This window comes from Pseudovibrio exalbescens DSM 16456 (genome assembly GCF_000422785.1).
Lineage (GTDB): Bacteria > Pseudomonadota > Alphaproteobacteria > Rhizobiales > Stappiaceae > Pseudovibrio > Pseudovibrio exalbescens.
In genome coordinates, this window is sequence record NZ_AUGS01000008.1 from 171,120 (window position 1) to 195,004 (window position 23,885).

General features: G+C 55.4%; 22 protein-coding genes. 10 read left to right on the plus strand and 12 right to left on the minus strand.

The annotated features are described in order from the left end of the window. Positions 1-191 precede the first annotated feature (191 nt). Positions 192-1,268, plus strand: coding sequence for a Glu/Leu/Phe/Val family dehydrogenase (locus tag G512_RS0107650; protein ID WP_036488988.1), 1,077 nt, complete (start codon positions 192-194; stop codon positions 1,266-1,268). On the opposite strand, the gene G512_RS0107655 is transcribed toward G512_RS0107650, so the two are convergent. Genes G512_RS0107655 through G512_RS0107675 form a run of 5 tightly spaced genes read right to left on the minus strand, consistent with a single transcriptional unit; the run spans position 1,265 to position 6,498 of the window. Beyond that, positions 1,265-2,206, minus strand: a complete 942-nt coding sequence (locus G512_RS0107655) for a LysR family transcriptional regulator (RefSeq protein WP_028481212.1) — start codon at positions 2,204-2,206, stop codon at positions 1,265-1,267. The genes G512_RS0107650 and G512_RS0107655 overlap by 4 nt on opposite strands. A gap of 21 nt (positions 2,207-2,227) precedes the next feature. Next, the gene (locus tag G512_RS0107660) at positions 2,228-3,817 is read right to left on the minus strand and encodes a gamma-glutamyltransferase family protein (protein WP_028481213.1); all 1,590 of its coding nucleotides are present in this window, start codon (positions 3,815-3,817) and stop codon (positions 2,228-2,230) included. Positions 3,818-3,858: 41 nt separating this feature from the next. Then, on the minus strand, positions 3,859-4,380 hold the full coding sequence (locus G512_RS0107665) for a DUF2937 family protein (protein ID WP_028481214.1): 522 nt from the start codon (positions 4,378-4,380) through the stop codon (positions 3,859-3,861). 55 nt (positions 4,381-4,435) lie between these two features. Beyond that, positions 4,436-5,416, minus strand: a complete 981-nt coding sequence (locus G512_RS0107670) for a WD40 repeat domain-containing protein (RefSeq protein ID WP_028481215.1) — start codon at positions 5,414-5,416, stop codon at positions 4,436-4,438. 8 nt (positions 5,417-5,424) lie between these two features. Then, positions 5,425-6,498, minus strand: a complete 1,074-nt coding sequence (locus G512_RS0107675) for a CobW family GTP-binding protein (RefSeq protein WP_028481216.1) — start codon at positions 6,496-6,498, stop codon at positions 5,425-5,427. 202 nt (positions 6,499-6,700) lie between these two features. Here G512_RS0107675 and G512_RS0107680 point away from each other — a divergent pair, with 202 nt between their 5' ends. Further along, positions 6,701-7,882 carry a pyridoxal phosphate-dependent aminotransferase gene (locus G512_RS0107680; protein WP_028481217.1) on the plus strand — a complete coding sequence of 394 codons (1,182 nt, stop codon included), beginning with the start codon at positions 6,701-6,703 and terminating at the stop codon, positions 7,880-7,882. On the opposite strand, the gene G512_RS0107685 is transcribed toward G512_RS0107680, so the two are convergent. From G512_RS0107685 to G512_RS0107700, 3 genes are all read right to left on the minus strand, one after another. After that, positions 7,879-8,346 (minus strand): hypothetical protein, encoded by a 468-nt coding sequence (locus tag G512_RS0107685; protein ID WP_143181387.1) that lies wholly within the window; start codon positions 8,344-8,346, stop codon positions 7,879-7,881. The genes G512_RS0107680 and G512_RS0107685 overlap by 4 nt on opposite strands. Before the next feature lie 86 nt (positions 8,347-8,432). Further along, a complete protein-coding gene (locus G512_RS0107690; RefSeq protein WP_028481219.1) occupies positions 8,433-8,876 on the minus strand; it encodes an AprI/Inh family metalloprotease inhibitor in 444 nt (147 codons plus the stop codon). 464 nt (positions 8,877-9,340) lie between these two features. Continuing rightward, positions 9,341-10,390, minus strand: coding sequence for a LacI family DNA-binding transcriptional regulator (locus G512_RS0107700; protein WP_036489063.1), 1,050 nt, complete (start codon positions 10,388-10,390; stop codon positions 9,341-9,343). Positions 10,391-10,910: 520 nt separating this feature from the next. Here G512_RS0107700 and G512_RS0107705 point away from each other — a divergent pair. The 3 genes from G512_RS0107705 to G512_RS0107715 all read left to right on the plus strand — a co-directional run bounded on the left by G512_RS0107705 (position 10,911) and on the right by G512_RS0107715 (position 14,291). Next, entirely contained in the window at positions 10,911-11,888 is a 978-nt protein-coding gene (locus G512_RS0107705; RefSeq protein WP_143181386.1) for an ABC transporter substrate-binding protein, read from the plus strand. A gap of 2 nt (positions 11,889-11,890) precedes the next feature. Continuing rightward, the gene (locus tag G512_RS0107710; protein WP_228130489.1) at positions 11,891-13,681 is read left to right on the plus strand and encodes an ABC transporter permease; all 1,791 of its coding nucleotides are present in this window, start codon (positions 11,891-11,893) and stop codon (positions 13,679-13,681) included. A gap of 76 nt (positions 13,682-13,757) precedes the next feature. Next, positions 13,758-14,291: a DinB family protein gene (locus tag G512_RS0107715; RefSeq protein WP_028481223.1), complete on the plus strand. Its 534-nt coding sequence runs from the start codon at positions 13,758-13,760 to the stop codon at positions 14,289-14,291. A 4-nt stretch (positions 14,292-14,295) separates the two neighbouring features. Here G512_RS0107715 and G512_RS20350 read toward each other — a convergent pair whose 3' ends face one another. From G512_RS20350 to G512_RS20355, 3 genes are all read right to left on the minus strand, one after another. Further along, on the minus strand, positions 14,296-15,336 hold the full coding sequence (locus tag G512_RS20350) for an ABC transporter ATP-binding protein (protein WP_073833163.1): 1,041 nt from the start codon (positions 15,334-15,336) through the stop codon (positions 14,296-14,298). Between the two features lie 71 nt (positions 15,337-15,407). Beyond that, on the minus strand, positions 15,408-15,929 hold the full coding sequence (locus tag G512_RS0107725; protein WP_028481224.1) for a MarR family winged helix-turn-helix transcriptional regulator: 522 nt from the start codon (positions 15,927-15,929) through the stop codon (positions 15,408-15,410). Positions 15,930-16,068: 139 nt separating this feature from the next. Beyond that, positions 16,069-16,866, minus strand: a complete 798-nt coding sequence (locus G512_RS20355; RefSeq protein ID WP_051269086.1) for an ABC transporter ATP-binding protein — start codon at positions 16,864-16,866, stop codon at positions 16,069-16,071. Positions 16,867-16,974: 108 nt separating this feature from the next. On the opposite strand from G512_RS20355, the gene G512_RS0107735 reads away from it, so the two are divergent. Continuing rightward, positions 16,975-17,769: a creatininase family protein gene (locus G512_RS0107735; RefSeq protein ID WP_028481225.1), complete on the plus strand. Its 795-nt coding sequence runs from the start codon at positions 16,975-16,977 to the stop codon at positions 17,767-17,769. Between the two features lie 6 nt (positions 17,770-17,775). On the opposite strand, the gene G512_RS0107740 is transcribed toward G512_RS0107735, so the two are convergent. Beyond that, the gene (locus tag G512_RS0107740) at positions 17,776-18,135 is read right to left on the minus strand and encodes an ArsC family reductase (protein ID WP_028481226.1); all 360 of its coding nucleotides are present in this window, start codon (positions 18,133-18,135) and stop codon (positions 17,776-17,778) included. Between the two features lie 183 nt (positions 18,136-18,318). Here G512_RS0107740 and G512_RS20360 point away from each other — a divergent pair, with 183 nt between their 5' ends. From G512_RS20360 to G512_RS0107760, 4 genes are all read left to right on the plus strand, one after another. Then, entirely contained in the window at positions 18,319-20,040 is a 1,722-nt protein-coding gene (locus G512_RS20360; protein WP_073833160.1) for an adenylate/guanylate cyclase domain-containing protein, read from the plus strand. Between the two features lie 242 nt (positions 20,041-20,282). Beyond that, entirely contained in the window at positions 20,283-21,863 is a 1,581-nt protein-coding gene (locus G512_RS0107750) for an ABC transporter substrate-binding protein (protein ID WP_028481227.1), read from the plus strand. Positions 21,864-21,943: 80 nt separating this feature from the next. Beyond that, positions 21,944-22,924 carry an ABC transporter permease gene (locus tag G512_RS0107755; RefSeq protein ID WP_028481228.1) on the plus strand — a complete coding sequence of 327 codons (981 nt, stop codon included), beginning with the start codon at positions 21,944-21,946 and terminating at the stop codon, positions 22,922-22,924. Positions 22,925-22,932: 8 nt separating this feature from the next. Then, positions 22,933-23,883 (plus strand): ABC transporter permease, encoded by a 951-nt coding sequence (locus G512_RS0107760; protein ID WP_028481229.1) that lies wholly within the window; start codon positions 22,933-22,935, stop codon positions 23,881-23,883. The last annotated feature ends 2 nt before the right edge of the window (positions 23,884-23,885 follow it).

Sequence of the window (23,885 nt, forward strand, 5' to 3'; positions counted from 1 at the left end):
CTCTCCGAAAATCGCGGCAAGAACAAGACATTCCTGCGGTCAACGCAGCGGATATATATTTTCACGTACCTTGGTACTTGAGAAAATTTCCTTTGAAGTCGCTTTACTGGGGCGCAAATCAAACCGAATATTGCCCGAAAACGAGGCTATGATTTCATATATCGATCATAGTTCATTTTCGGGAGGAAAAAATGAACGCACCGTTGGCACAAGCCGTTGCGTTGGAAGACACGTCGACCGCCTTTGACCATCCCGAGTTTTCGGGGCACGAACAGGTGGTCTTTGCCCATGACCCGGCTTCTGGACTGCGCGCAATCATCGCCATTCACAACACACGTTTGGGCCCGGCCCTGGGTGGATGCCGCATGTGGGGGTATCGCACCAGTCGGGAGGCGCTCACCGATGCCCTGCGTCTGTCCAAGGGCATGACCTACAAGAACGCGCTCGCCGGTTTGCCGCTCGGGGGCGGCAAATCCGTCATCATCGCTGATCCCAAAACGGAAAAAACGCCGGAGCTGCTCAAGGCATTCGGCCGCCACGTCGAACGGCTCGCGGGTGGGTACATAACCGCCGAGGATGTCGGCATCACCGCTGCGGACATGGAACTGATCGCGTCCCAAACCGGTCATGCACGAGGCACGGAGGCAACCGGCCTCGGAGATCCCTCGCCGTACACTGCTCTCGGTGTCTTTACCGGCATTCAGGCTGCCGTGGCCCACAAATTCGGCACATCACACCTGACCGGCATCACTGTTTCAGTGCAAGGGCTCGGCAATGTGGGCTATGGCGTTTGCCGTTATCTTCATGCCCACGGTGCCAAACTGGTGGTTTCCGACATTCACGAGCCGAACGTGAAACGCGCCGTCGCCGAGTTCGGCGCCCAACCCATCGACCCGCACCAGGCCCATGCCGCCGATGTAGATGTGTATGCACCGTGCGCATTGGGAGCCACAATCAACGCGGCCACCATCCCCCAGATCAAGGCAAAGATCATCGCCGGCGCGGCCAACAACCAGCTCCAAACGCCCGAAGATGGCGTAAAGCTGATGCAGCGCGGCATTTTGTATGCACCCGACTATGCCTTGAATGCAGGCGGCGTCATTTCCGTTGCGCTGGCAACATCCAGCAAGGACGACGCCATGGTTCGTGAAAAAACGCTGGCCATCGGCGATACGCTCACCGCCATTTTCAAACGCGCAGACCTCGAAGGGCTGCCCACCAGCGTGGTGGCGGACAAGCTTGCCGAGGAGCGGCTCATGGCCGGTTAAGGAACGATACGCTCCCCGACCACACCGGTGCGGGGAGCGTTAGCGCCCCGAGGGTACTTCTTGAACCACTTGACCAGATAATCCACGAAAGCCCGCACCTTGCCGCTCAAGTGCCGCCGGTGTGGGTACATGGCATAAATGCCAATATCGCCTTGGGTATAGTCACTCAGAACCGGCACCAGTGCACCACTCTCCAGCTCTTCCGAAACAAACAGCTCCGGGGTGCGCAAAAAACCCAGCCCCGCCAACGCCGCTTGCCGACAGGTTACTGCACTGTTCACCTCAATCGCGCCCTTGACCGGCACGGACAAGCGCCCTTCCGGCCCTTCAAACCCCCAATTTGCCTTATTGCGGTAGTTTGTGTCGATAATGCACGGCAACCGTGCCAACTCCGACGGATGTGTCGGCGTACCATACCGGTCCAGAATGTCCGCACGCGCACAAACCACGGTTTTGAAGTCGCGCACCTTGCGGGCAATCAAGCTGGAGTCCATCAACTCGGTCACGCGAATGGCAACATCAAACCCCTCATCCACGATATCGACAAAGCGATCATCCAGCTGCAGTTCCATGCGGACATCGGGATGATCACTCAAGAAGTCGATCATCGCTTGCGTAACCAGAAAGTCCCCCATGGAGCGAGGTGCCGAAACGCGCAGCAAGCCCCGCGCTTCCTGATGGTCTTGTTGCACCGACTCCTTGAGCTCGTCAAACCGCTGCAACAACTCACCCGCTTCACGGTAATAGGCCTGTCCCACTTCAGTCAGCGAAATCTGCCGGGTCGTGCGGTTCAAAAGGCGCGCGCCTAGTTCATCTTCCAATTCGCCCACATACTTGGAAACCAACGCCTTTGAGCGCCCCATATCCCGCGCAGCGGCCGAGAACCCGCCCTTTTCGACAACTTTCAAGAAGCACCTGATGCGGGTCACTGTATCCATGTCTTGCGTCTCCACCCGGCTCTAGGCCGCTACAGCCCCACCATCGGAGCGGGGGTCATGTGCGCCCCTCATTTCTCCGTCACCGCGGCGAATGATCATGCCTGCATGTCCCATCACATCGCTGTAAGGCACATCCAGAGGTTCAATGTCATGCCCACGGCGCTTCAGCGCAAGCAACACGTCCTCATCCATTCGGTTTTCAACACGCACACTGGTAATATCTGAGCCCCATGTCCGGCCAAGTAGCCAACGCGGCGCATCCAGCGCTTCAGCGGGATCCATGCCCCCCAGCACGGCACGAGTGAAAATCATGGCCTGTGTTTGTGGCTGGCCATCCCCGCCCATGGTTCCATAGACAACCGTTCGTCCATCCTCCATGCGCGCAAGCGCCGGATTCAAGGTATGGAATGGCAGTTTTCCGGGCTTCAGCGCATTCAGGACCTCGGGATGACAGGAGAAGCTTGCCCCGCGGTTCTGCCAGAGAATACCGGTTTGCGGCAGCACGCAACCGGACCCGAACTCCCAATAGACCGACTGAATGTAAGAGACCGCTCGGCCCGCGCTGTCAATGGCCCCAAGCCACACGGTATCACCCGGTTTGCCCTCGTGGGGCCACGGCAAGGCTCGTGTCATGCTGATATCATGAGCCGTTTTGTCCAGCCAAGCCGATGTCAAATAGGCCTTGGGGTCCTCTTTCATGACCCATGGATCGGCAAGGATCTCGTCTCGCACCAAAAACGCCCGTTTCGTTGCTTCAAGTACGGCATGGACATAATCAGCAGAGTCAAGGCGGCCAACCTCAAGCCGTTCCATCAGGCCGAGGATCAACAGTGAGGCCAAACCCTGTGTGGGCGGCGGCGCGTTATACAGCGTGCCTTGTTTCAGTTTTAAAGAAAGGGGCGTTTTCAAACGCGCTTCATACCGGCGCAAATCATCATGACCAACAGGCGCACCGATGCGTTCAAGGTCAGCAGCAATCGCCTCTCCAACATCCCCCTTGTAGAACTCATGCAATCCGCTGTTTGCCAGATAATCCAGCGTATCCGCCAATTGTCGCTGGCGTTGTACTGCGCCAACTTCGGGCGGTGCCCCCTCTTCCAGAAAGACTGCGGCAAAACCCGGCTGGTCTTTCAGCTCCTCCAGTTTGGCCGCCGTCAGTTCAGCCTGTGAGCGGGAAACTGCATACCCTGATTTGGCCTGGTCAATGGCAAAGCTCAAAAGCTCCTTCAGCGGCAAGCCGCCACCCATCGCCCGCGCCGCTTCATGGGCCACTTGCCAGCCTCCCACGGCACCGGCCACGGTAAGCGCTGCCAAGGGGCCCCGCGTTGGCACCTGATCAAATCCCTTTGCGTTGTAATGTTCAATGGTCGCCGCGGCACCTGCCGGCCCGCACGCCTCGATCACTTTGGGCGGACGGCCGGGTTCAGAAATCAACCAGAAACCATCGCCTCCGATGTGGTTCATGTGCGGATACACCACGGCGATGCTCGCAGCTGCCGCAATCATCGCATCAACCGCCGTACCGCCACTGCGCAAGATTTCAGCGCCTGCTTCCGCGGCCAGTTTGTGTGGAGCCGTTACCAGCCCACTGCGAGAAGATACAGTTTCCAACGCAGACCTTCAGCGATGAAACCCAATCGCTGTCCCTTTGTTCATGTAGTGCGCACACCGCGCCGACGCCGCAATCGCTTGCGTCCAGCTCGGCCCGCACCAACGCCACCATAAAACACCAAGTACCCCAACAAGAAGCCAAACCCACCAATGATAAAGGCTTCCTGTGTCACGGGAACAGCTGGCTCGAAGTCCTTCCATGCGGCAGAAGACAACTGCCGATCCGGCTCTTCCAGCATCACTACGATTCGGCTAAACGGCCCGGCGGACAGCATGGCCTGCCGTTGCCGCTTCAACCTGTCCAGTCGGGCGAAGCTCAAGGCCATGCTCTCGGCGCGCTTTCGTACGAACGCATTGTCGCTGTCACGCATGTACTCAAGCGCTTCAGACACACTCATGCCAAATGCGTTCGCGTCCGCCGAAAATGACAGTTTAACGCGTTCTAACGCATCAATCGCGCCACCCAAACGCTGTCGGTATTGCTGAGAAAATTCTGGCAATTGAGAGGTTGCAGTCGCGCTCATCAGCGCAACTGCCAAAGCCATGCCCCGCGCTATTCCCATGTTGTCCCCCCAAACTGCCAAGACAAGAGGCAACGGGCCAGCGCGCCAGCCGCCTCTACTCCTCAGCTATCGTGATCACACCGGCAGCACCCTCTTCCGTTCCGAAGGCGAGCCGTGTGCCCTTTCGGTCCCAGCACAGCGCCGAAATAGACCCCTGTCCGGGTCGGCGCAACAACACCTCCGCATTGTCGGAAAACCGAACCGCCATCACCATGCCATCCTTGTAACCAATGGCCAGCATATCCTCTTTGGGATGACAGCAAACCACGGAAACCTGAGTGTCGGCCCGCAATCCCAATTGAAGTGGCTGTTGCCCCATGGGGCCGTTTTTGCCGGTGAACGGCCAAAGAATTGCAGCTTCCGCGCCAGATGAGGCCAGATACTTTCCCTTGGCGGACCAACTGATGCTCTTGACCTTGAACGGATACCCGCTCATGCGCATGTCCTGGCTGTCTGACAGACGCCAACCATGCAGCGCGTTTTCCTGCATGGTTGTGACAATGTACTTGCCGTCCGGCGAATACGAAACGCCTGTATGCGCGCCCTTCCAAGTCAACTCTTGAGGGTCGCCCTGCGCATTTACCCACCAAAGCGTCACACCGTCATAACGTGCGGTCACCAGACGCAAACCCTTGGGCGCAAACGTCAATCCGCCTACGGCGCGCTGATGAACAAACTCTTTTTCCTCGCCATTGTTCAACCGCACCCAAGCCGTACGACCGGAGGCAAATGCCACCGCATCCTGAGGCCCTGTTGCAATCAGATCAATCCACTTGCGCGGACGCTCGGCCAATTCAGTCACGACACCATCTGCCGTTACCCGACAAATTCTGCCATCGGCCCCGCCTGTTACCAAAGCCTTGCCATCCTGAGTAAGGGATGCACTTAAAAGCCCGCCTTTATGGACCGGCACAACGGTTTCGGCACCACCTTGGAAATGAACTGCGCCGTCGCCAGCACCAAACACAGCGACATCACCCAGGAAAGCTGCTGAAACAACGAAGCTTTCCAAATCAACAGGAGCAATTACGGGCACCATTCACCTCACGCTTTGCAGGCCATGAAGCTCTCTTCCAGAGCTTTTTCATCCAAATCTCGTCCAATGAAAACCAACCGGCTTTCGCGGGTTTCGCCCGAACGCCACTCGCGTTGGTGATTGCCCTCGATGATCATGTGAATGCCCTGCACCACATAACGCTGAGGATCATCCTTGAACGCCAGAATTCCCTTCAAACGCAAGATCTTGGGCCCCTCAAGCTGGGTGACCTCGCCAATCCAGCGCAGAAAGGTCTGAGGATCCAGCTCACCTGCCTTGAAGGAGATCGACTTTACCGAATGCGTATCCTCATGATGATGATGGTGCTCATGATCACAGTCTGGACCGCATTCATGGTCATGGTGGTGATGATCATGGTCGCAATCCGGACCGCATTCGTGGTCATGATGGTGATGTTCATCACCCGTCTTCAAGAAGTCCGGCTCAAGTTCGAGAATTCGATCCAGATCGAACGCACCGCGGTTCAGCACGGCATCCAATCCCACAGAACACCGCTCTGTCTTGTGTAACTTGGCATAGGGATTGATCTTGCGAACCGCAGCTTCAACCGCTTGAAGTTCTTCGTCTTTTACCAAGTCAGTCTTGTTCAGAAGAATAACGTCCGCAAAGGCGATCTGGTCTTCCGCTTCATCCGTGTCCTTTAACCGGTCCAACACGTGGCGGGCATCCACCACTGCCACGACCGCATCCAGCTCGGCTGCCGCTCGCACATCATCATCCATGAAGAAAGTCTGGGCTACGGGAGCCGGATCGGCAACACCGGTGGTTTCAACGATGATGGCGTCAAATGCGCCTTTGCGTTTCATCAGGTTCTCAACGGTGCGGATCAAGTCACCGCGCACAGTGCAGCAGATGCACCCGTTGTTCATTTCGTAAACTTCTTCATCGGATTCGACCAGAAGATCGTTGTCGATGCCGATTTCACCGAACTCGTTTACGATCACCGCGTAGCGAGTACCATGGTTTTCTGTCAGAATCCGATTCAACAGCGTTGTTTTGCCCGCCCCAAGGTAACCGGTCAACACGGTAACCGGAATGCGGGAGTCAGCAGCCTCTGACATGATATTCTCCTAAATCCTGTGCAGACCCGGCGCGCGCGACGCCGGTTCATCCTTTGGACTCCAATATAATCGGTGAGGGCCACAGCAAAAGGGTTGATATGGTTATCCCCTACCCGTGACACGCTTCATTCGCCGAAAGGGCACATGGCATTACCCGCGCGGCTGACGTAGAACTCTCTGTCAAACATGGGAGGGAGAGGTCATGATCCAGCCAGTCACCGCATTTACCCGGTTGGGAGATGAGAATGCCTTTGCCGTGCTTGCGCGTGCCACAGAATTGGCCGCACAAGGACAATCCATCATCAATCTCGGCATCGGCCAACCCGACTTCCCAACCCCCGAACACATCGTCGAGGCTGCGGTAAAGGCCCTGAGGGACGGCGCCCATGGCTACACCGGCGCAACGGGTGTCAAACTGTTGCGCGAGGCGGTTGCAGCAGAGCTTGAGGCGCGCCATCAAGCCACGGTATCGCCGGACCGGATCATGATCGTGCCCGGCGGCAAGGTAACCATGCACATGGCCATCACGATGCTGGCAGAACCCGGTGCCGAAGTCCTCTACCCTGACCCCGGATTTCCCATTTATCGCAGCCTGATTGAGTTTACCGGTGCAACACCTGTCCCCGTTCCGATCCGTGAAGAAAATGACTTTGCGTTTTCTGCAGATGAAACGCTTTCACTGATCACGAACCGCACACGCCTTCTCATCGTGAACTCACCCGCCAATCCAACAGGCGGGGTCACGCAAAAGGAAGAAATTGATAAACTTGTCAACGGCTTAGAGAAACACCCCCATGTCGCTATTCTCTCCGACGAGATCTACTCGCGCATGACCTACGACGGTTTGGAGCACACCTCGTTACTGTCTTATCCCCTTCTTCGCGACCGACTTGTCCTATTGAATGGCTGGTCCAAAACATGGGCAATGACGGGCTGGCGCATGGGTTATGCGGTGTGGCCTCAACACCTGATGGACGCCGCCCGCAAGATTGCCGTCAACTGCTGGTCCTGCGTCAACGCACCTGCACAATATGCGGGATTGGCCGCGCTCACCGGACCTCAAGACGCGGTTGATACCATGATGGCAGCTTTCGATGAGCGCCGGAAGATCACGGTGGACGGGCTCAACGCCTTGCCTGGCGTCTCATGCAAAATGCCGAAAGGCGCGTTTTATGCCTTTCCCAACATCACGGAAACAGGATGGAAATCCAAAGGCTTGGCTACTGAACTTCTTGAAAATGCCGGCATTGCGACCATCGGTGGGCCTGATTTTGGTGTGCGCGGCGAAGGGTATCTGCGCATCTCCTACGCCAATTCCGCGCAAGAAATTCAGAGTGCGTTGAACCGCTTCAACACCTTTTTGACGGAAATGACACCGCCCTAACGCAAGCACGCTGCAAGCGTCTCATCCAACGCAGGCCCGGCTCCGATCAAGGGCAGATCCACTTCACTCCCAGCGGTGATGACAAGACTGCGACCACCTCGTAGTTTTTCAATAATTTCAATGTGTTGATCTGCAAGATAAGGAGAGGTGTATTCCGCCGAGTCCTCCACGACTGTCAGCGGCAATCGAGCAATGGATTGACCATCCACGGCAATTCCCAACGGTGCGCCGGGTTCAATATAACCGCCAGCCAGCATCACGAAAAACTCGGTACCCGCCCCTTTTCCGCAGCGCAAGCCGAAGCAGAAAAAGTTGCCGGTCGCCTCGTCGTCCTTGCAAATGGCCGCACCGTTGCCAATCACATCGTTTTCGACACGCTGCCAGAATGGAGATGCCGTAGCAGCACCCAAGAATAGGCAAAGACCTGCGATAATTGAGAAAATGGGAAATACGACACGCTTCATGATGATGACCCGAAAAACGATTCCAGCCACAAGCCTAGCCAAGTCTCTCCGGCAATACCACCGCGTTTTTCTCTGCGGCCTGTCGTTTATCGCTGTGCCGTTACCGTCACCGCCTTCTTGATAAGGTCAGCTAATCTCGCGTCCCCTTCAGGGCGCATCACCATGAAATGTGAGGCGGGTACGACTGATGTAAGTCCATCAAGCTCCGCCAGATCAAACTGAGCAACGGTGTTGCCGCTCTCATTTACAAGCAATAGACCGGTGTCATAACTCCACTGCCACGCGGAAATGCCATCGAAGCCGGCATGCAAGGCCTCACACCCCCACGCATCGAATGCATATCCATCGCCCGACTTGGCGGTTTGGTGCTTGAGTTCGACGACACAGGCCGCTGAAGACAGGGCATCGCTTACCCGCCATACCCCGAAAGGCTTCTTGCCGATTATATCAGCATGCGCACTGCCAACACCTAAAGCCAGCGTCAGTGCAACTGCGGCCAGCGTGGACCGATATGGAGTTCGCCCGATCATGGTAGTACATCCCCGAAACTACGCAATTAAGGTAGATACTCCGCTACTTATGGTTAAATCTAGATTAACCAAGAGGTCGCGCCAAGACCATCCCAGCAAGCAACCCCAATATCACGAAGCTTTACGCAGCAAATTACAGGAAAACGAGGATTAATTATGGCAAATTATTAGTGATTTTATGTAGATATGGCGATTAACTTGTGCACCCGGGACCAACAGATCTTACCTGTCACCCAAATGTCACGACACACCCTCGGATCAACCCGCCAACAAAACCACACAAGTCATGGCCAAGGTAAAGAAGCCAAACATCTTCAGATCCTTACGCTCTTCCTGCATCAACGCACGACGATCCACAACTTCTACTCCACTCAGCTTTACTGCTGGAATAATAAGCGATTCACCTTAACAAAGTGTAGATTTGTGATGCCAATGTCATGATGCACAGCCTTTCAAAGGGCTGTTCACACCTCGACCACAGGCGAAAGGCGCGTACCGACCGGTGGGGCGCTCTCCCGTATCCGCAGCTCCGGCCGGATCAGCTTGATGCCGCTTGGAACCGGTTCGCCATTGATTTGCTTGAGCATGATGTAAGCCGCCTCACGGCCGATGACCTCAGCCCCGTTCGCCACCGTAGTCAGAGAAGGCGTTCGGTTTTGCACACCTTCAATGTCATCATAGCCTGTAATGGCAAGCTCCGGCCCCGGCTCCACTCCGGCTCGCCGAACAGCAGTAAGAACGCCCAGCGCAACAAGATCATTGAAGCAGGCAACTGCCGTTGGTCGCGGATTGGCCGCCAGAATCTGTGGCACCGCTGCCTGACCATCTTTTTGGGTCATAAGCTCCGGAATATCGAGCTGCTTGTCCGGGTCAATGCCGGCGTCCCGCAAGGCTGCGCGCCAACCGTTGTTGCGGTCGCGCCCCGAAGAACTCTGCCGGCGACCTCCGATCATGGCAATATGCCGATGCCCCTGCTCAATCAGATGTTGGGTCATCATGTAGCTGCCACGATAGTCGTCTCCACGTACACATGGCGTCTGGACACCGGGCAAATCCCGGCAAACCAGAGTAATTGCAACGCCTTGCTCGGCAATCTGGTTAATCCGATCAGGATCCGTTCCAACTGATGGACACAGGATCAGTCCGTCAACACGATGCTGCAGGAGTGTATCGATGAATTGGTTTTGACGCTTCAGGATATCCCGGTGATTACAAATCAGGATCGTCTTGTTCTGTTCGGCCAGAACCTCTTCGAGACCCCGAAACACCTCCGCAAAATACGGATTGAGGATATCGTGAACCGCCACGCCAATCATGTCAGACTGAGACGTGCGCAACGAGGCGGCAGACCGATTATAGATATAGCCCACCTCAGTGGCGTAATCCTTCACCCTTTGCCGGGTTTCCTTTGCGACCAAGGGCGAATCCCGAAGGGCCAGCGAGACAGTCGCTGTCGAGATACCCAATTTTTCCGCAAGGTCTCCCAAACGAAGGCGCTTACCTGGTGCACGCACGTTCTGTTTCTCCAAGCTGGCAATGCCTCGGCTTCCTAGCATGCCACCTAACGAAAGCAAACAACTTGTTCCTACGATAGATTACCGCAGCAAACCCCGGATGCCCACAGATTAGACATGTAAATGTCATAACTCAACGCGCGGGAGTACCTAACCCAACGGTGTTTCCCATGAAAAACGCGTAAACCACCTAACGTCCCAGGTAGGTACAAGCTCATTTGCCATCAACGGCTTAGAGTTCAGTTGTCGTCAGCGCTACACAAACCCGCAAGTGCGATCCATTCAGAACGTTGGCACTTTTGAGCGGGATCCAAAGCGCGAAACGAATGCGCCGCAAGTGATCGCATCATGATATATCTCCTAAAAGTGAGACGCTCGAAAAGACAAAACAATTCAATTAGTTCGTCATATGGATGTAATGAAATCGTCGCATGGCCGTAACATCCGCGCAGTAGGTACACACGCAGAGCGAGAGCCCAACGCCATCGCACTCCCATTTGAGAAAAGATAAGGTATGACCATGTCACTTCGTAAACTTGTTATGGCCCTTGGTATTGCTTCCGCGCTGATTGCGCCGGCCCAAGCTGAAGAAACGCTTGTCGTCTATACCAGCCAGCCGAACGCAGATGCCCAGCAGACTGTAGACGCTTTCATGGCGGCGCATCCTGACATCAAGGTAGACTGGGTACGTGACGGCACAACCAAGATCATGGCAAAGCTGCGCGCCGAGTTCGCTGCAGGCAACCCGAAGCCAGACGTTCTCTTGATCGCCGACATCGTCACAATGGAAGGCTTGAAGCGCGAAGGTCGCCTCGCCCCTGTCGAAGGTCTGGAGCTTGAGGCCTACGATCCGGCTCTTTATGACGCCGAGCACAATTACTTCTCCACGAAGCTGATCACGACCGGCATCGTCTACAACACCAATTCTGACATCAAGCCAACCTCATGGAAGGATCTGGCAAAGCCGGAACTCAAGGGTCTGGTAGCCATGCCATCTCCGCTGACATCCGGTGCTGCCACCATCCACATGGAAGCACTGACCCAGAACGACGCATTGGGCTGGGACTACTACGAAGCACTGGCGGCAAATGACGTGAAGCCGCAGGGCGGCAACGGCGGCACCTTCAAGGCAGTTGCTGGCGGCGAGAAAATGGCTGGCGCGGTCGTTGACTTCCTGCCAATCCGCGAAAAAGCAAAAGGCTCACCAGTCGAGTTTGTCTTCCCGGAAGAAGGCGTTTCTGCCGTGACCGAGCCGGTAGCTATGCTGTCTACCGCAAACAACCCGGAAGCTGCCAAGAAGTTCGTTGCTTTCCTTCTCTCTGAAGAAGGTCAGAAGCTGGCTGCTGATCAGGGGTACTTGCCTGCTCACCCTGGTGTCGATGCACCGGCCGGCTTCCCATCCCGCGACAACATCAAGCTGATGGCGTTTGATGCCGGTGAAGCGCTGGAAACCGCTGAACAGGACAAGATGAAGTTTATCGAAATCTTCGGGGAATAAACTTGTCACTCAATCTTGTGAATGCAGGCACCGCGCCGGGAGAAACATCCCGGCGCGTTCTGCCTTTTGGCACAAGCGCAGTATGGCGCAAGGCACCAGAAGCCCTCACGCTTTGGGTAATCGTGCTAGCCGTGGCGCTCGTTGCCGGGTGGCCTTTGCTCCGTCTGGCGAGCGAGGCCGTGTTTACGGATGGGGCCTTTGATATCAGCCCTGTTCAACGCGCGCTCGAGTCTCGCTCAACATGGCGTGCAACAGTCCATTCCTTGGAAACCAGTTTCTTTGGCATGGTATTCGCCGTTTTGCTGGGCGGGCTTTTCGCTTTTCTTGTCGCGCTAACCGACGTGCGCCTGAAGCTACCGCTGGTGTTCTGCTTCATGCTGCCCATGATGATCCCACCTCAGGTGACGGCACTCTCGTGGATCCAGGTATTCGGCCCCTCGTCAGCTCTCCTGAACACCTTGGGCATCGCGCCACCACCCGGATCAACCAATCCGGTCTACTCGGTTCAGGGCATCATCCTGTTGCTCGGCATTCAGCATGCGCCACTTGCGTTCCTCTTGCTGCGCGCCGCGTTCCGGCAGATACCTAGGGAGCTGATTGAAGCAGCCAGAATGGCAGGTGCCGGTGCGGGCCGAATTGCCGCCCAGATCATTGTGCCACTCCTTACCCCTTCGCTGGTGGCCGCCGCAGGCCTCACCTTTGTATCCGCCCTCGGCAATTTCGGCATTCCAGCCATGCTTGGAATTCCAGAGAGTTATTACGTCCTGCCCACCTTGATTTATCGGCGCCTGACTTCATTCGGCCCGTCCATCATCTCAGATGTGGCCATTCTCGCCATTTTGGTGGGGGTCATAGGGTTGGCTGCGGTTCTGCTGCAAAACTACATCAAAAGCCGCATTGAATCGCGGCTAATGTCGAAGCCGGGCGCTCCGCTGTTCATTCCGCTGAAAGGCTTGCGACCAATCGTCGAAGCAGCACTCTGGCTTATTATCGTGATGATCCTGGTTTTGCCGCTGTCTGCTCTTGTCGCAACGGCTTTGGTGCCAGCATACGGCGTCGGCCTCACATCAACCACAGCCAGCCTCGAAAACTTTCAGGAAGTCTTGTTCCGGCAAAGCGCAACCTTGCGGGCTTTCATGAATTCAGGTGGGTTGGCCTTGGTCAGCGCCGTGGCCCTCGGGCTCATTGCCATTCCCCTTGGTTTTTTCATGGTCTGGCAAAAAAACCGCATTGCACGCATCGCCGCGCATCTTTCGGAAATGCCCTACGCGCTCCCAGGGGTGGTGCTGTCCATCGCGATGATCCTCGTGTTCCTGCAGCCTCTTCCGGTCCTTGGCATCAGTCTTTATGGCACAATGGGCATCATTCTGGTGGCTTACCTGGCCCGTTTCCTGGCGCTGGCCATCAAACCTGTGATCGCAGGCTATGAACAGCTGGATCCCAAACTGGATGAAGCGGCCCGAATTGTCGGCGCTTCCTTCTTTGACCGCCTTTTCAGGATCGCGGCACCGCTTCTGGGGCCAGTAGCTGCTGCTGGTGGTATTCTCGTTTTCATGACCGCACTGAATGAGCTGACCGTGTCCGCTCTCCTGTGGTCTGCAGGAAACGAAACACTCGGCGTGCTGGTGTTCAACCTGGATGACGGTGGATACACCGTTCTTTCCAGTGCACTGGCGGTTATCACGGTACTGGTCATCTTCGCCATCATGCTTGGCGCACAAGCACTGAATGGCATTTTGCCCCGAGGGGTTTTGCCTTGGACGGACGACCAGCCCACCCCACACGGACGCTAGTCATCCGTAAGGGTAACTGATCGCCATCTCCTCTCGTGCCATAGTTCACACTGAACAGGAACGGGAGGAGCCCCTCATGCCAACACCCCATGATCTGGTTTCGATGGCGCGGTACAATCAGTGGATGAACCAAAAGATTTATGCAGCCGCACAGTCGTTGCCCATTGAAGAAGTCACAAAGGATCGGGGCGCATATTTCCAATCCATACTTGGCACACTCAACCACCTCTACGTGGCCGATATTATCTGGCTGAAACGCTTCAGCCGGCATCCAAGTCAATTCACCACACTGTCGGGCCTGAATGACCAGCCTTCACCGACACGGCTGGATGAAATCGTCCACGAACGATTGCCAGAGCTTTGGGCCGCCCGTGTCAAACTGGACACCACGATCTTGAATCTGGCTGCACAGATCACCCAATTCGATCTTAATCAGGTGCTGTCCTATAAAAACATGTCCGGAGAGCCCAAAACCAAGGGCTTTTCGGATCTCTTGCAACATTTTTTCAACCATCAGACCCACCACCGCGGACAATTGACCACGTTGTTGGCACAGGCCGGTAAACACGTTGAGCCCACCGACCTGCTGGTCTTGCTTGACGATGCCTGAAGTATTAACTGCGAATGGCCCAGACACGACCTATATCAAAGGCAACTTGCGCGCCGTCCTTGATCCGCTCTGCGCTATAGGCTGTCAGTTCCACTTGTTTGGTTTCATGGGTGATTTCAATCTGAACACGAAAACGCCCGCCCAAGTAGGTCACCTCACTCACGCGGCCCGTGAACGGGCCCGTGCCAAGGGTCACGTCTTCCGGGCGAATAACGATGACAGCCGCATCGCCAATTGATAGAGACTGATTTGGCGTGACTGGAATGACATCCTCTCCAAATGCAACCGTCTCAGCGCTCATGGCAGCGGCTTTCAAAACCGCACCGGCGCCAATGAATCGAGCGACGGATTCGTTTACCGGCCGATTATACAGTTCTTCAGGACGGCAAAGCTGCTGCAATTTACCATCCAGCAATACTGCAATCCGATCTGCAATGGACATGGCTTCCGCCTGATCATGGGTAATGTACATGATCGTGGAGCCTGTTGTTTTGTGAAACCTGGAAAACTCGCGCAGCATTTCCTCACGCAAGTGCATGTCCAGATTGGCCAATGGCTCGTCCATCAACACGATGCTGGGTGCTTGCGTCAAACAACGGGCCAAGGCCACGCGCTGTTGCTGCCCACCGGACAGCTCGCTGGGGCGCCTGTTGGCCATTGGTGTCAGTTGCACCGCATCCATCGCCTGCCGCACCACTGCTTCACGCTCGTCTGCGCTTTTCCTGGCGACCTTGAGCGGAAACTCGGCATTTTCCTTGGCAGACATGTGCGGCCAAAGAGCGTAGGACTGAAACACCATGCCTACATTGCGCTCTTCTGGCGTGATGTGGCTTACAGCAGATGAGACGATTTCATCGTCAATGCGAATATCCCCATCGTCAACACGCTCAAGCCCGGCAATTAACCGCAAAAGTGTTGTCTTGCCACAGCCTGACGGACCGAGAACGCACAGGAATTCGCCTTCATGAATGGTCAGGTCCAATTCACTAAGAGCAGTATGGGAACCAAAGCTCTTCGATATATTATTTATTTTAACAGATGACATGTCGAACCTCCGTGGAGGTTCGGTACGCCCTCTTCATAAAAGTGCAATGACAATCGCACTGAAACCTGACGTTAAACCTGCGTTTCCACTGCCGCACCATTCACGGCTTCATCGCCCTGCGGACTCGCCTCTTCGGCTTCTTCATCGTCGTCATCCTCCAACATCTTGCTGGAGAGATTTTTCTCTATAACACGCAATAACTTACGTAGCTTCTTGCGGTCCTTGTCGTCCATACCCGCCAGCGCTTCGCGCTCCAGGCGCTTCCAAGCGCGATCCACAAGCTGGATCCGCTCATGGCCTTCTTCGGTCAGGTAGACACGGGCCAACCGACCATCATGTTCGGCCAGTTGACGCTCAACCAGGCCTTGGGATGTCAGGCGTGTGACCATCTTAGTGACGGTAGGAGGCTGAACGCCCAGCGCCAACGCCAGTTGGCTCATGGTGCGCCCATCCGATTCCGCCAGAACCTTCAGCACGGCTTCCTGGCCGGGATGCAGACCGATACGGGACAGATGCGCACCAGAACGGGAGCGCTGCGCCTTTGCAGCCTGTGCCAGCCGGAATGTCGTGCTCTTTTTGAAATTGAAACCCATGGCGACGCAAATCTCGCTGTTAAAGGAATCTCTACGGAGCACGCACACCGTGCTCACCCCAAGGTTTTAGCCTGCGTTTTTATCTGTCCCGTGACGGTCTGTGGATTTTGTTAGAAACCTAACAACTAATCCGGCTAAATTATAAGCTGGCGTACTCCAGTGCATCAACGGCTGTCCGGCATAACCTGTTATATTCCGGGGAGAGCCGGAAGTCCTTGCCCCGCGGATATGGCGCTTCAATAGAGAAATCCTTCAGGATCTGTCCTTGCTGACGGCCCATCACCACCAAGCGGGATGACAGGTAAACGCTCTCGTAAACAGAATGCGTCACAAACAGGATCGTCCAACCAAACCGTTCCCAAAGAGACAACAGATCGTCATTCAGCCGATTACGGGTAATTTCATCAAGAGCCGCGAAGGGTTCATCCATGAGCAAAATGCGCGGCCGTGTGATCAGCGCGCGCGCAATAGACACGCGCATCTTCATGCCCCCAGACAGTTCGGAGGGCCATTTTTGCGCACTCGCCTCCAAGCCGACCAGTTCCAGCGCAGCCATGACATCATCATGTGCCGCTGCAGCGCTGATACCTTTGATTTTCAACGGCCAGTGCACATTCCCAAACACCGTGGCCCACGGCAGCAAGGTTGGTTCCTGGAAAACAAAACCCAGATCCTCCGAAGCAGCGCCGCCAGCAAACCGGACTTGTCCGTGTGTTGGCGTCTCGAGCCCGGCAACCAGACGCAAAAGAGTAGACTTGCCGCAACCAGATGGCCCCAAAATGCTCACAAACTCACCGTCTTCAACCTGTAGCGACAGGTTCTCCAGCACGGTCCCGTGCGCTTCAAAGCGCTTTGTAACCCCATCCAGTTGAAGCTTGGGTGCCCCTGCTGAAAAGGACGGCGCAGACGCCACGACGGACTCACTGTTGATTTGCATGGCCTTTCCTTTCCGCGTATTTGCTCTTGATCTATTGATGGTGTTACCACAACACAAGTCCATAGGGGACGACCATCGCACAACCAACAGGGATTAGGGACAACCGACATGCAGGGTCTGCCGCGCCGATATTGGCAAGACATGACGACCACGGATTTTTCCGAGGCATCTCGCGAGTGGATCGCGGTTCTGCCCATTGCCGCCATAGAGCAGCATGGTCCTCATTTGCCTTTGAGCACGGATGCCTGTATCGCCGAAGGCCAAATCGCTCGAACCATCGAATTATTGCCCGATGATCTGCCGATCACCTTCTTGCCCGTTCAAGCCATTGGTAAGTCAGACGAGCACCTCTCTTTTCCCGGCACACTAACTCTGTCATGGGAAACGGCCATCAAGAGTTGGATAGAGATTGGCAAAAGTGTGAACAGGGCGGGTGTCCGCAAGCTGGTCATCGTCAATTCCCATGGCGGCAATGCCCCCTTGATGGATGTGGTCACCCGCACCCTTCGGCTCGAAAACACGATGTTGGCTGTCGAAACCAGCTGGCTTCGTTACGGCCAACCAGATGGCCTGTTTGATCAAGGTGAATTTGAGTATGGTATACACGGCGGCGACATTGAAACCTCGATCATGCTGGCCTTGAGGCCGGACCTCGTGCGCATGGACAAGGCCGAGCACTTTCCGTCCTCACAACAGGACTACATCAAGTCCTTTGCCTATCTGCGAGGCCACGGACGCCACCAGTACGGCTGGAAAACCGAAGATCTCAATCCAACCGGTGTCATGGGAAATGCAGCCGTAGCAACAGCAGAAAAAGGACGGGCTTCACTGGACCACGGTGCCCGCGGTCTGATCAAGCTGCTTCAAGACGTGCACGCGTTTGATATGACAGCGTTCCGCTAACCCAGCTCAGGCCAGTTCGCCATTCTCAGCAGCTGTTTGCCACTTGTCGACTTCAAAACCAACAAGACGGAGATCGCCGGCAACCACCAAGGGCCGTTTGATGGCTGAGGGTTCCTTGGACAAAAATGCCAGTGCAGCTTCACCCGAACTGACCTTCGCCTTCACGTCGTCCGGTTGCTTGCGCCACGTAGTGCCCCGTTTGTTCAGGATGGTCTCCCAGCCGAACTGCTTGATGAATTCATCCAGAACGACCTCATCAACACCGTCCTTCTTGTAATCGTGGAAGTCGTAGGACAGCCCGTTTTCATCCAGAAACTTGCGTGCTTTCTTGACAGTATCGCAATTGCGGATCCCGTAGAGGATCATAGCCACCTCCCCAAACTCGAACACCGATTGCCGGAAAACCTCCGGCTTTATATCTCACATTTGTACTAGGATACACGGTTTGACCCCGTCCATGCCTTAAACACACTGTAAACAGAATTGGCATTTGACCTCGACCAGATGCAGGCACATGTTGCCACGGGTCTCCGCCGACGAGAGGTGCCTATGAGTGAAGTGTCAGATAGACAGGCCTTGCATGGCTCGCGAACCCAGCAGATCCGCCTGATTTCCGGCCTTATTCTGTTTGTGTTCGCTCTTACCCATTTCCTGAACCACGCCATTGGAAACGTCTCGTTTCAGGCAATGCTGTATGTTCAGGATCTGCGGTACGCCGTTTGGCATTCCTGGTTGGGAACGGCGTTGCTTTACGGCGCCTTGATTGTGCACAGCGCCATGGCACTTTGGAAAACCGCCCGTCGTCGCACGTGGAAGATGCCGGCTTGGGAAGCCCTCCAATTGGGTTTGGGACTGGCCATCCCCTTTCTTTTACTCATTCATGTCACCCGAACCCGCATTAACGAATGGGCCTTTTCTGCCTCCGTCGACTACACCAGTGTCATCTCGATCATGTGGCCCGGCGCCTTTCTACAACAAACCATACTCATGCTGTTGGTATGGATACACAGTTGCATCGGACTGCACTTTTGGCTGCGGCTGAAACCATGGTATCAGCATATGCGTATGGGCCTGGTGGTTGTGGCAATTGCGCTCCCAATCGCAGCAACTACCGGCTGGACCCAAGTTGGCCGCATACTGACAGTGACCGATCAGACAAAGCCGGGATACAGCGCCGAACAATCCGCCATTCTCAGCGCCTATGAAAACTGGCTAATGCTGGGCTTTGCGGGCTTGTTGAGCATGACCGTTCTAGCATTCGCGCTCCGGACCGCAGTCTCCCAGTCTGGCCGCCGTGTCCAAATACACTTTCCCAACGGGAAAAGCGCTCGTGTCGTACCCGGCCCCACTCTTTTGGAGATCAGCCGAACAAATCGAGTTCCAATTGAATCCGTGTGCGGCGGACGCGCACGATGCTCGACCTGCCGTGTTCTTGTCATGGAAGGGATCGATGATACCGACCCGCCAACGGCCGCAGAAGCACGGGTTCTGGAACGCATTGGTGCCGGAAAGGGCGTCCGTCTGGCGTGTCAGCTGCGTCCTCGCAAAAACATGCGCGTCCATCCTCTTCTCTCGGCACATCCCCAACCAACAGAACCGGGCACATTGGATCGTTATCGGTGGGGCGTGGAACAACCCGTCGCCGTCATGTTCATCGATCTGCGCGGCTTCACACGCCTCTCCGAAAACCGACTGCCGTATGACGTGGTTTTCATCCTCAATCGATACGTCAAAGGGGTCACCCGCGTGATCAATCAAAATGGCGGATTGGTCGACAAGGTGATGGGAGATGGTGTCATGGCGTTGTTTGGCATCAACGTGGATCATGCAACCGCGCTGCGCAATGCCTTGATGGCGATCGTTGAACTTGAGCAGGAAATGAAGCTGATCAACGAAGAGCTAAAAAGTCAGGTGGCAACAGGTCTTCGGTTCGGCATCGGCCTGCACGCCGGACCGGCAATCATCGGCCGGGTCGGCTTGGAGGGCGGCAACATACTGGAGTCGGGCCTGACCGCGCTCGGCGACACAGTCAACGTAGCCAGCCGACTGGAAACAGCCACAAAGGCTCATAATGCTTTTGCCATCATCTCGACCAGCATATTACGCCAACTTGGGCTCAGCGAAACCGTCATTGGTGGAACTCAGCAACTGGCAGTGCGCGGACGGGAGCGCCCACTTAGCGTAACGATTCTCGATGGAACAGAAAATCTGCAATCTGTACTGCTCGCAACCGAGCCTCGACCCACCAGCATAAAGTCTAAAGCCGGATAACTCTTCAAGAGTGAGCCAAATCCACGAAAACAAATACTAAAATTCAGGCAGAAACACACATTTTCAGCAAGTTTTGCTAAAAATGCGTCCCACATGTTTCTCAAACCCTCTAGACGTGTGATTTTGCTTAAGTACACTCACTTACTCGACGTCGGGCCGGCGGTTGGGGCCAACCCAGCGTCGTTTGAATGAACACGTCATACAAGACAACCACGCACGCTCAGCGTGGGAATGAGGGGAACATGCGTAAACGCATTGCAGCAGCTGCGGTCCTACTCGCGGCTTTCACCGGACAACAAGCGTCCGCAGAAACCTTGAAGTTTGCTTTTCAAGGCACTTACAACCAGCTCGACCCGTACAGCTTGAATGAAACATTCACGCTCAGCATGCACGGCAACGTTTATGAAGGTCTGACCGCGCGCACGCCGGACCTGCAAATCGTACCGGGCCTCGCGGAGAGCTGGGAGATCATCGAACCGACGAGGTGGCGCTTTCACCTGCGCAAGGGCGTCAAATTCCACAATGGAAATGATTTTACAGCAGAAGATGTTGCGTTCTCTGCAGAGCGCATCCGGTCCGAAGGATCAGACCTGACCACGCGCGTCGAGCCGGGCGTCAAGGTTGAGATCGTTGACGATTATACGGTTGATTTCGTTCTGCCCAGCCCTAACCCCATTCTGCATTATGAGTGGAATACATGGTACATCATGGACAAGGAATGGACCGAAGCGAATGACGCTGTTGCCGTCACTTCTGCCTCAGATACCAGTCCAAACCACGCATCGCTTTATGCAAATGGCACAGGGCCATTCAAGATCACGACACATGAGCCAGGCGTCCGAACCGTTTTTGAGAAATTCGACGGTTGGTGGAACGAGCCAAAACACAATCTGGATCGTGTGGAATTTACGCCGATTGGATCCGATGCGACGCGTGTTGCTGCCTTGCTGTCAGGCGAAATGGACATGGTCTATCCAATTCCAGTGCAGGACATCAAGCGTGTCAACGAAAACGATGGAACCACGGCGCTGACCGGGCCGGAGCTGCGCACCATCTTCCTCGGCATGGATCAGCGCCGCGACGAACTGCTGTACTCTGACGTCAAAGGGAAGAATCCTTTCAAGGACGTACGCGTGCGTAAAGCTGTTTATCAGGCGATCGACATTGAAGCCATCAAGTCAAAGATCATGCGCGATCTGTCCACGCCTTCGGCCATCATGATCTCACCGTTCCTCTTCGACAACGCCGAGGAATTCGAACGTTACCCATATGATCCTGAGGCCTCCAAGGCGCTGCTGGCTGAGGCGGGATACCCGGAGGGCTTTTCCGTCGGCATGGACTGCCCGAATGATCGATACGTCAATGACGAGGCCATCTGTCAGGCTGTCGCCGCATTCCTTGCTCGCGTTGGCATCAAGGTGGACCTCAACGCACAGCCCAAGGCACAGTATTTCGCCAAAATTCTTGCATCTGGCGGGTACGATACCTCCTTCTACATGCTTGGCTGGACCCCAGGTTCCTTCGACAGCTACAATGTCCTCTTGAACCTGCACAATTGCCGTGATGACGCTGGCAACGGCGGCCCCTTCAACCTCGGTGGCTACTGCAACGAAAAAGTGGACGAGCTGACACAGCAGATCCTTTCGGAAAACGATCCGGAACAACGCAATGCTCTGATTACTGAAGCCTACCGGATCACAACAGACGAAGTTTCTCACATCCCGCTGCACCAGCAAGGTCTGGCTTGGGGTGTTGCCGACTCCGTTTCTCTGGAACAGCGCGCCGACAACCAGTTCGACTTCCGCTACGTGGTCAAGAACTGATCAAGCCTGCAAGAAAACCATAGCCCGGCGTCTTCGCGGCGCCGGGTCATTCCATAAACACAAGAATTCATTGGAATACCATGTTTGGCTTCATCTCTCGACGCCTCGTCATGGCGGTGGTCGTCATGTTCGTCGTGGCCCTGATTTCCTTCACCCTGTTCCGGTTCGTCGGCGATCCCATCAACCAGATGGTTGGCATTGAAACCACCCCTGAACAGCGCGAGGCCCTGCGAGAACGCCTTGGTTTGAACGATCCGATCATCGTGCAGTTCGCGCGCTTCATCATGGGCGCGCTTCAGTTTGACTTCGGCAACTCTTACCAGTTCAAACAACCAGTTGCCGAGCTTATTGGCAAACGCTTGCCAGCAACGCTGGAACTCTCCTTTGTGTCCGCCCTTTTCGCTCTGTTTGTTGGTGTTCCCATGGGCGTTTACACAGGATTGAACCGTCACTCCGCCATATCCAAGCTATTTTTGTCCGTCTCACTGATCGGAGTATCCCTGCCAACCTTCTTCATCGGCATACTCTTGATCTTTGTTTTCTCGGTCCATCTGCAATGGCTTCCCAGTTTTGGCCGCGGAGACGTGGTGGCTTTGGGAGGTTGGTGGACGACCGGGTTCCTGACAGTGAGCGGCCTGAAGGCACTCATTCTACCCGCGATTACGCTCGGCTTGTTTCAAATGACATTGATCATGCGCCTCATTCGCGCCGAAATGCTGGAGGTCATGCGCACGGACTACATCAAGTTTGCTCGCGCACGAGGCTTGCCCAGTCGCTCGATCAACTTCATTCATGCCCTGAAGAACACCATGGTACCGGTGATCACAATTACCGGCCTTCAACTGGGCTCCATCATTGCCTTCGCCATTATCACAGAGACGGTGTTTCAATGGCCTGGCATGGGGTTATTGTTCTTACAGGCTGTTCAGAATGTCGACATACCGATCATGGCCGCTTACCTCATGCTCACGGCCTTCATCTTCGTGACCATCAACCTCGCCGTCGACATACTCTATGTCGTGATCGATCCTCGCTTGCGTACTGAGCGTTCCGGACTGTAGAGCTGACCATGACTGATCAAACAACACGCCCTGAGGACGTCGCTGAAAAAGGCCGGATTGCGCGGATAATCGACAGCGACATCTTTCATAGTTTCATTCGCTCCAAGGTGACGGTGATCGCGGCTATAGTTACCGCGATCTTCATGATCTCAGCACTGTTGGCACCATGGATCGCACCGCATAATCCATTTGATCTGGCACAGATCAGCATTCTGGATGCTCGTGTACCGCCGATCGGCATGGACGCCTCAGATCCCAGTTTCCTGTTGGGCACCGACGACCAAGGCCGTGATATGCTTTCAGGCATTCTATACGGTATGCGCATTTCGTTGGCGGTGGGCTTCCTGTCCGTGGCCTTCGCTGCCGTTCTCGGCATATTTCTCGGACTGGTTTCCGGTTATGTGGGCGGACGGACGGATGCCATCATCATGCGCATTGCAGAGGTGCAACTGACCTTCCCCGCAATCCTCATCGCTCTGTTGATCGACGGGATCGCCAACGGCGTTTTTGGCAATCTGGACCGCGAACGCTGGGCCGTATGGATCCTGACATTCTCAATCGGCTTGTCGTTCTGGGTCCAGTACGCACGTACTGTGCGCGGGTCCACGATGGTTGAAAAGAACAAGGAATATGTGCAGGCGGCCCGTGTCATCGGCATCCCGTCCTTCATCATCATGTTCCGGCATGTCCTGCCAAATGTGATGGGCCCGGTACTTGTGATCGCGACCATCAATCTTGCGCTGGCCATTATTACTGAGGCAACCCTGTCGTTCCTCGGTGTCGGCGTGCCCGCAACACAGCCTTCGCTGGGCACCTTGATCCGCATCGGCAACGACTTTCTGTTTTCAGGTGAATGGTGGATTGCCATTTTTCCTGGCTTGGCGCTGGCCATGCTTGTGCTCGCAGTCAACCTCTTGGGTGACTGGATGCGCGACGCTCTGAACCCAAAACTGCGATAAGG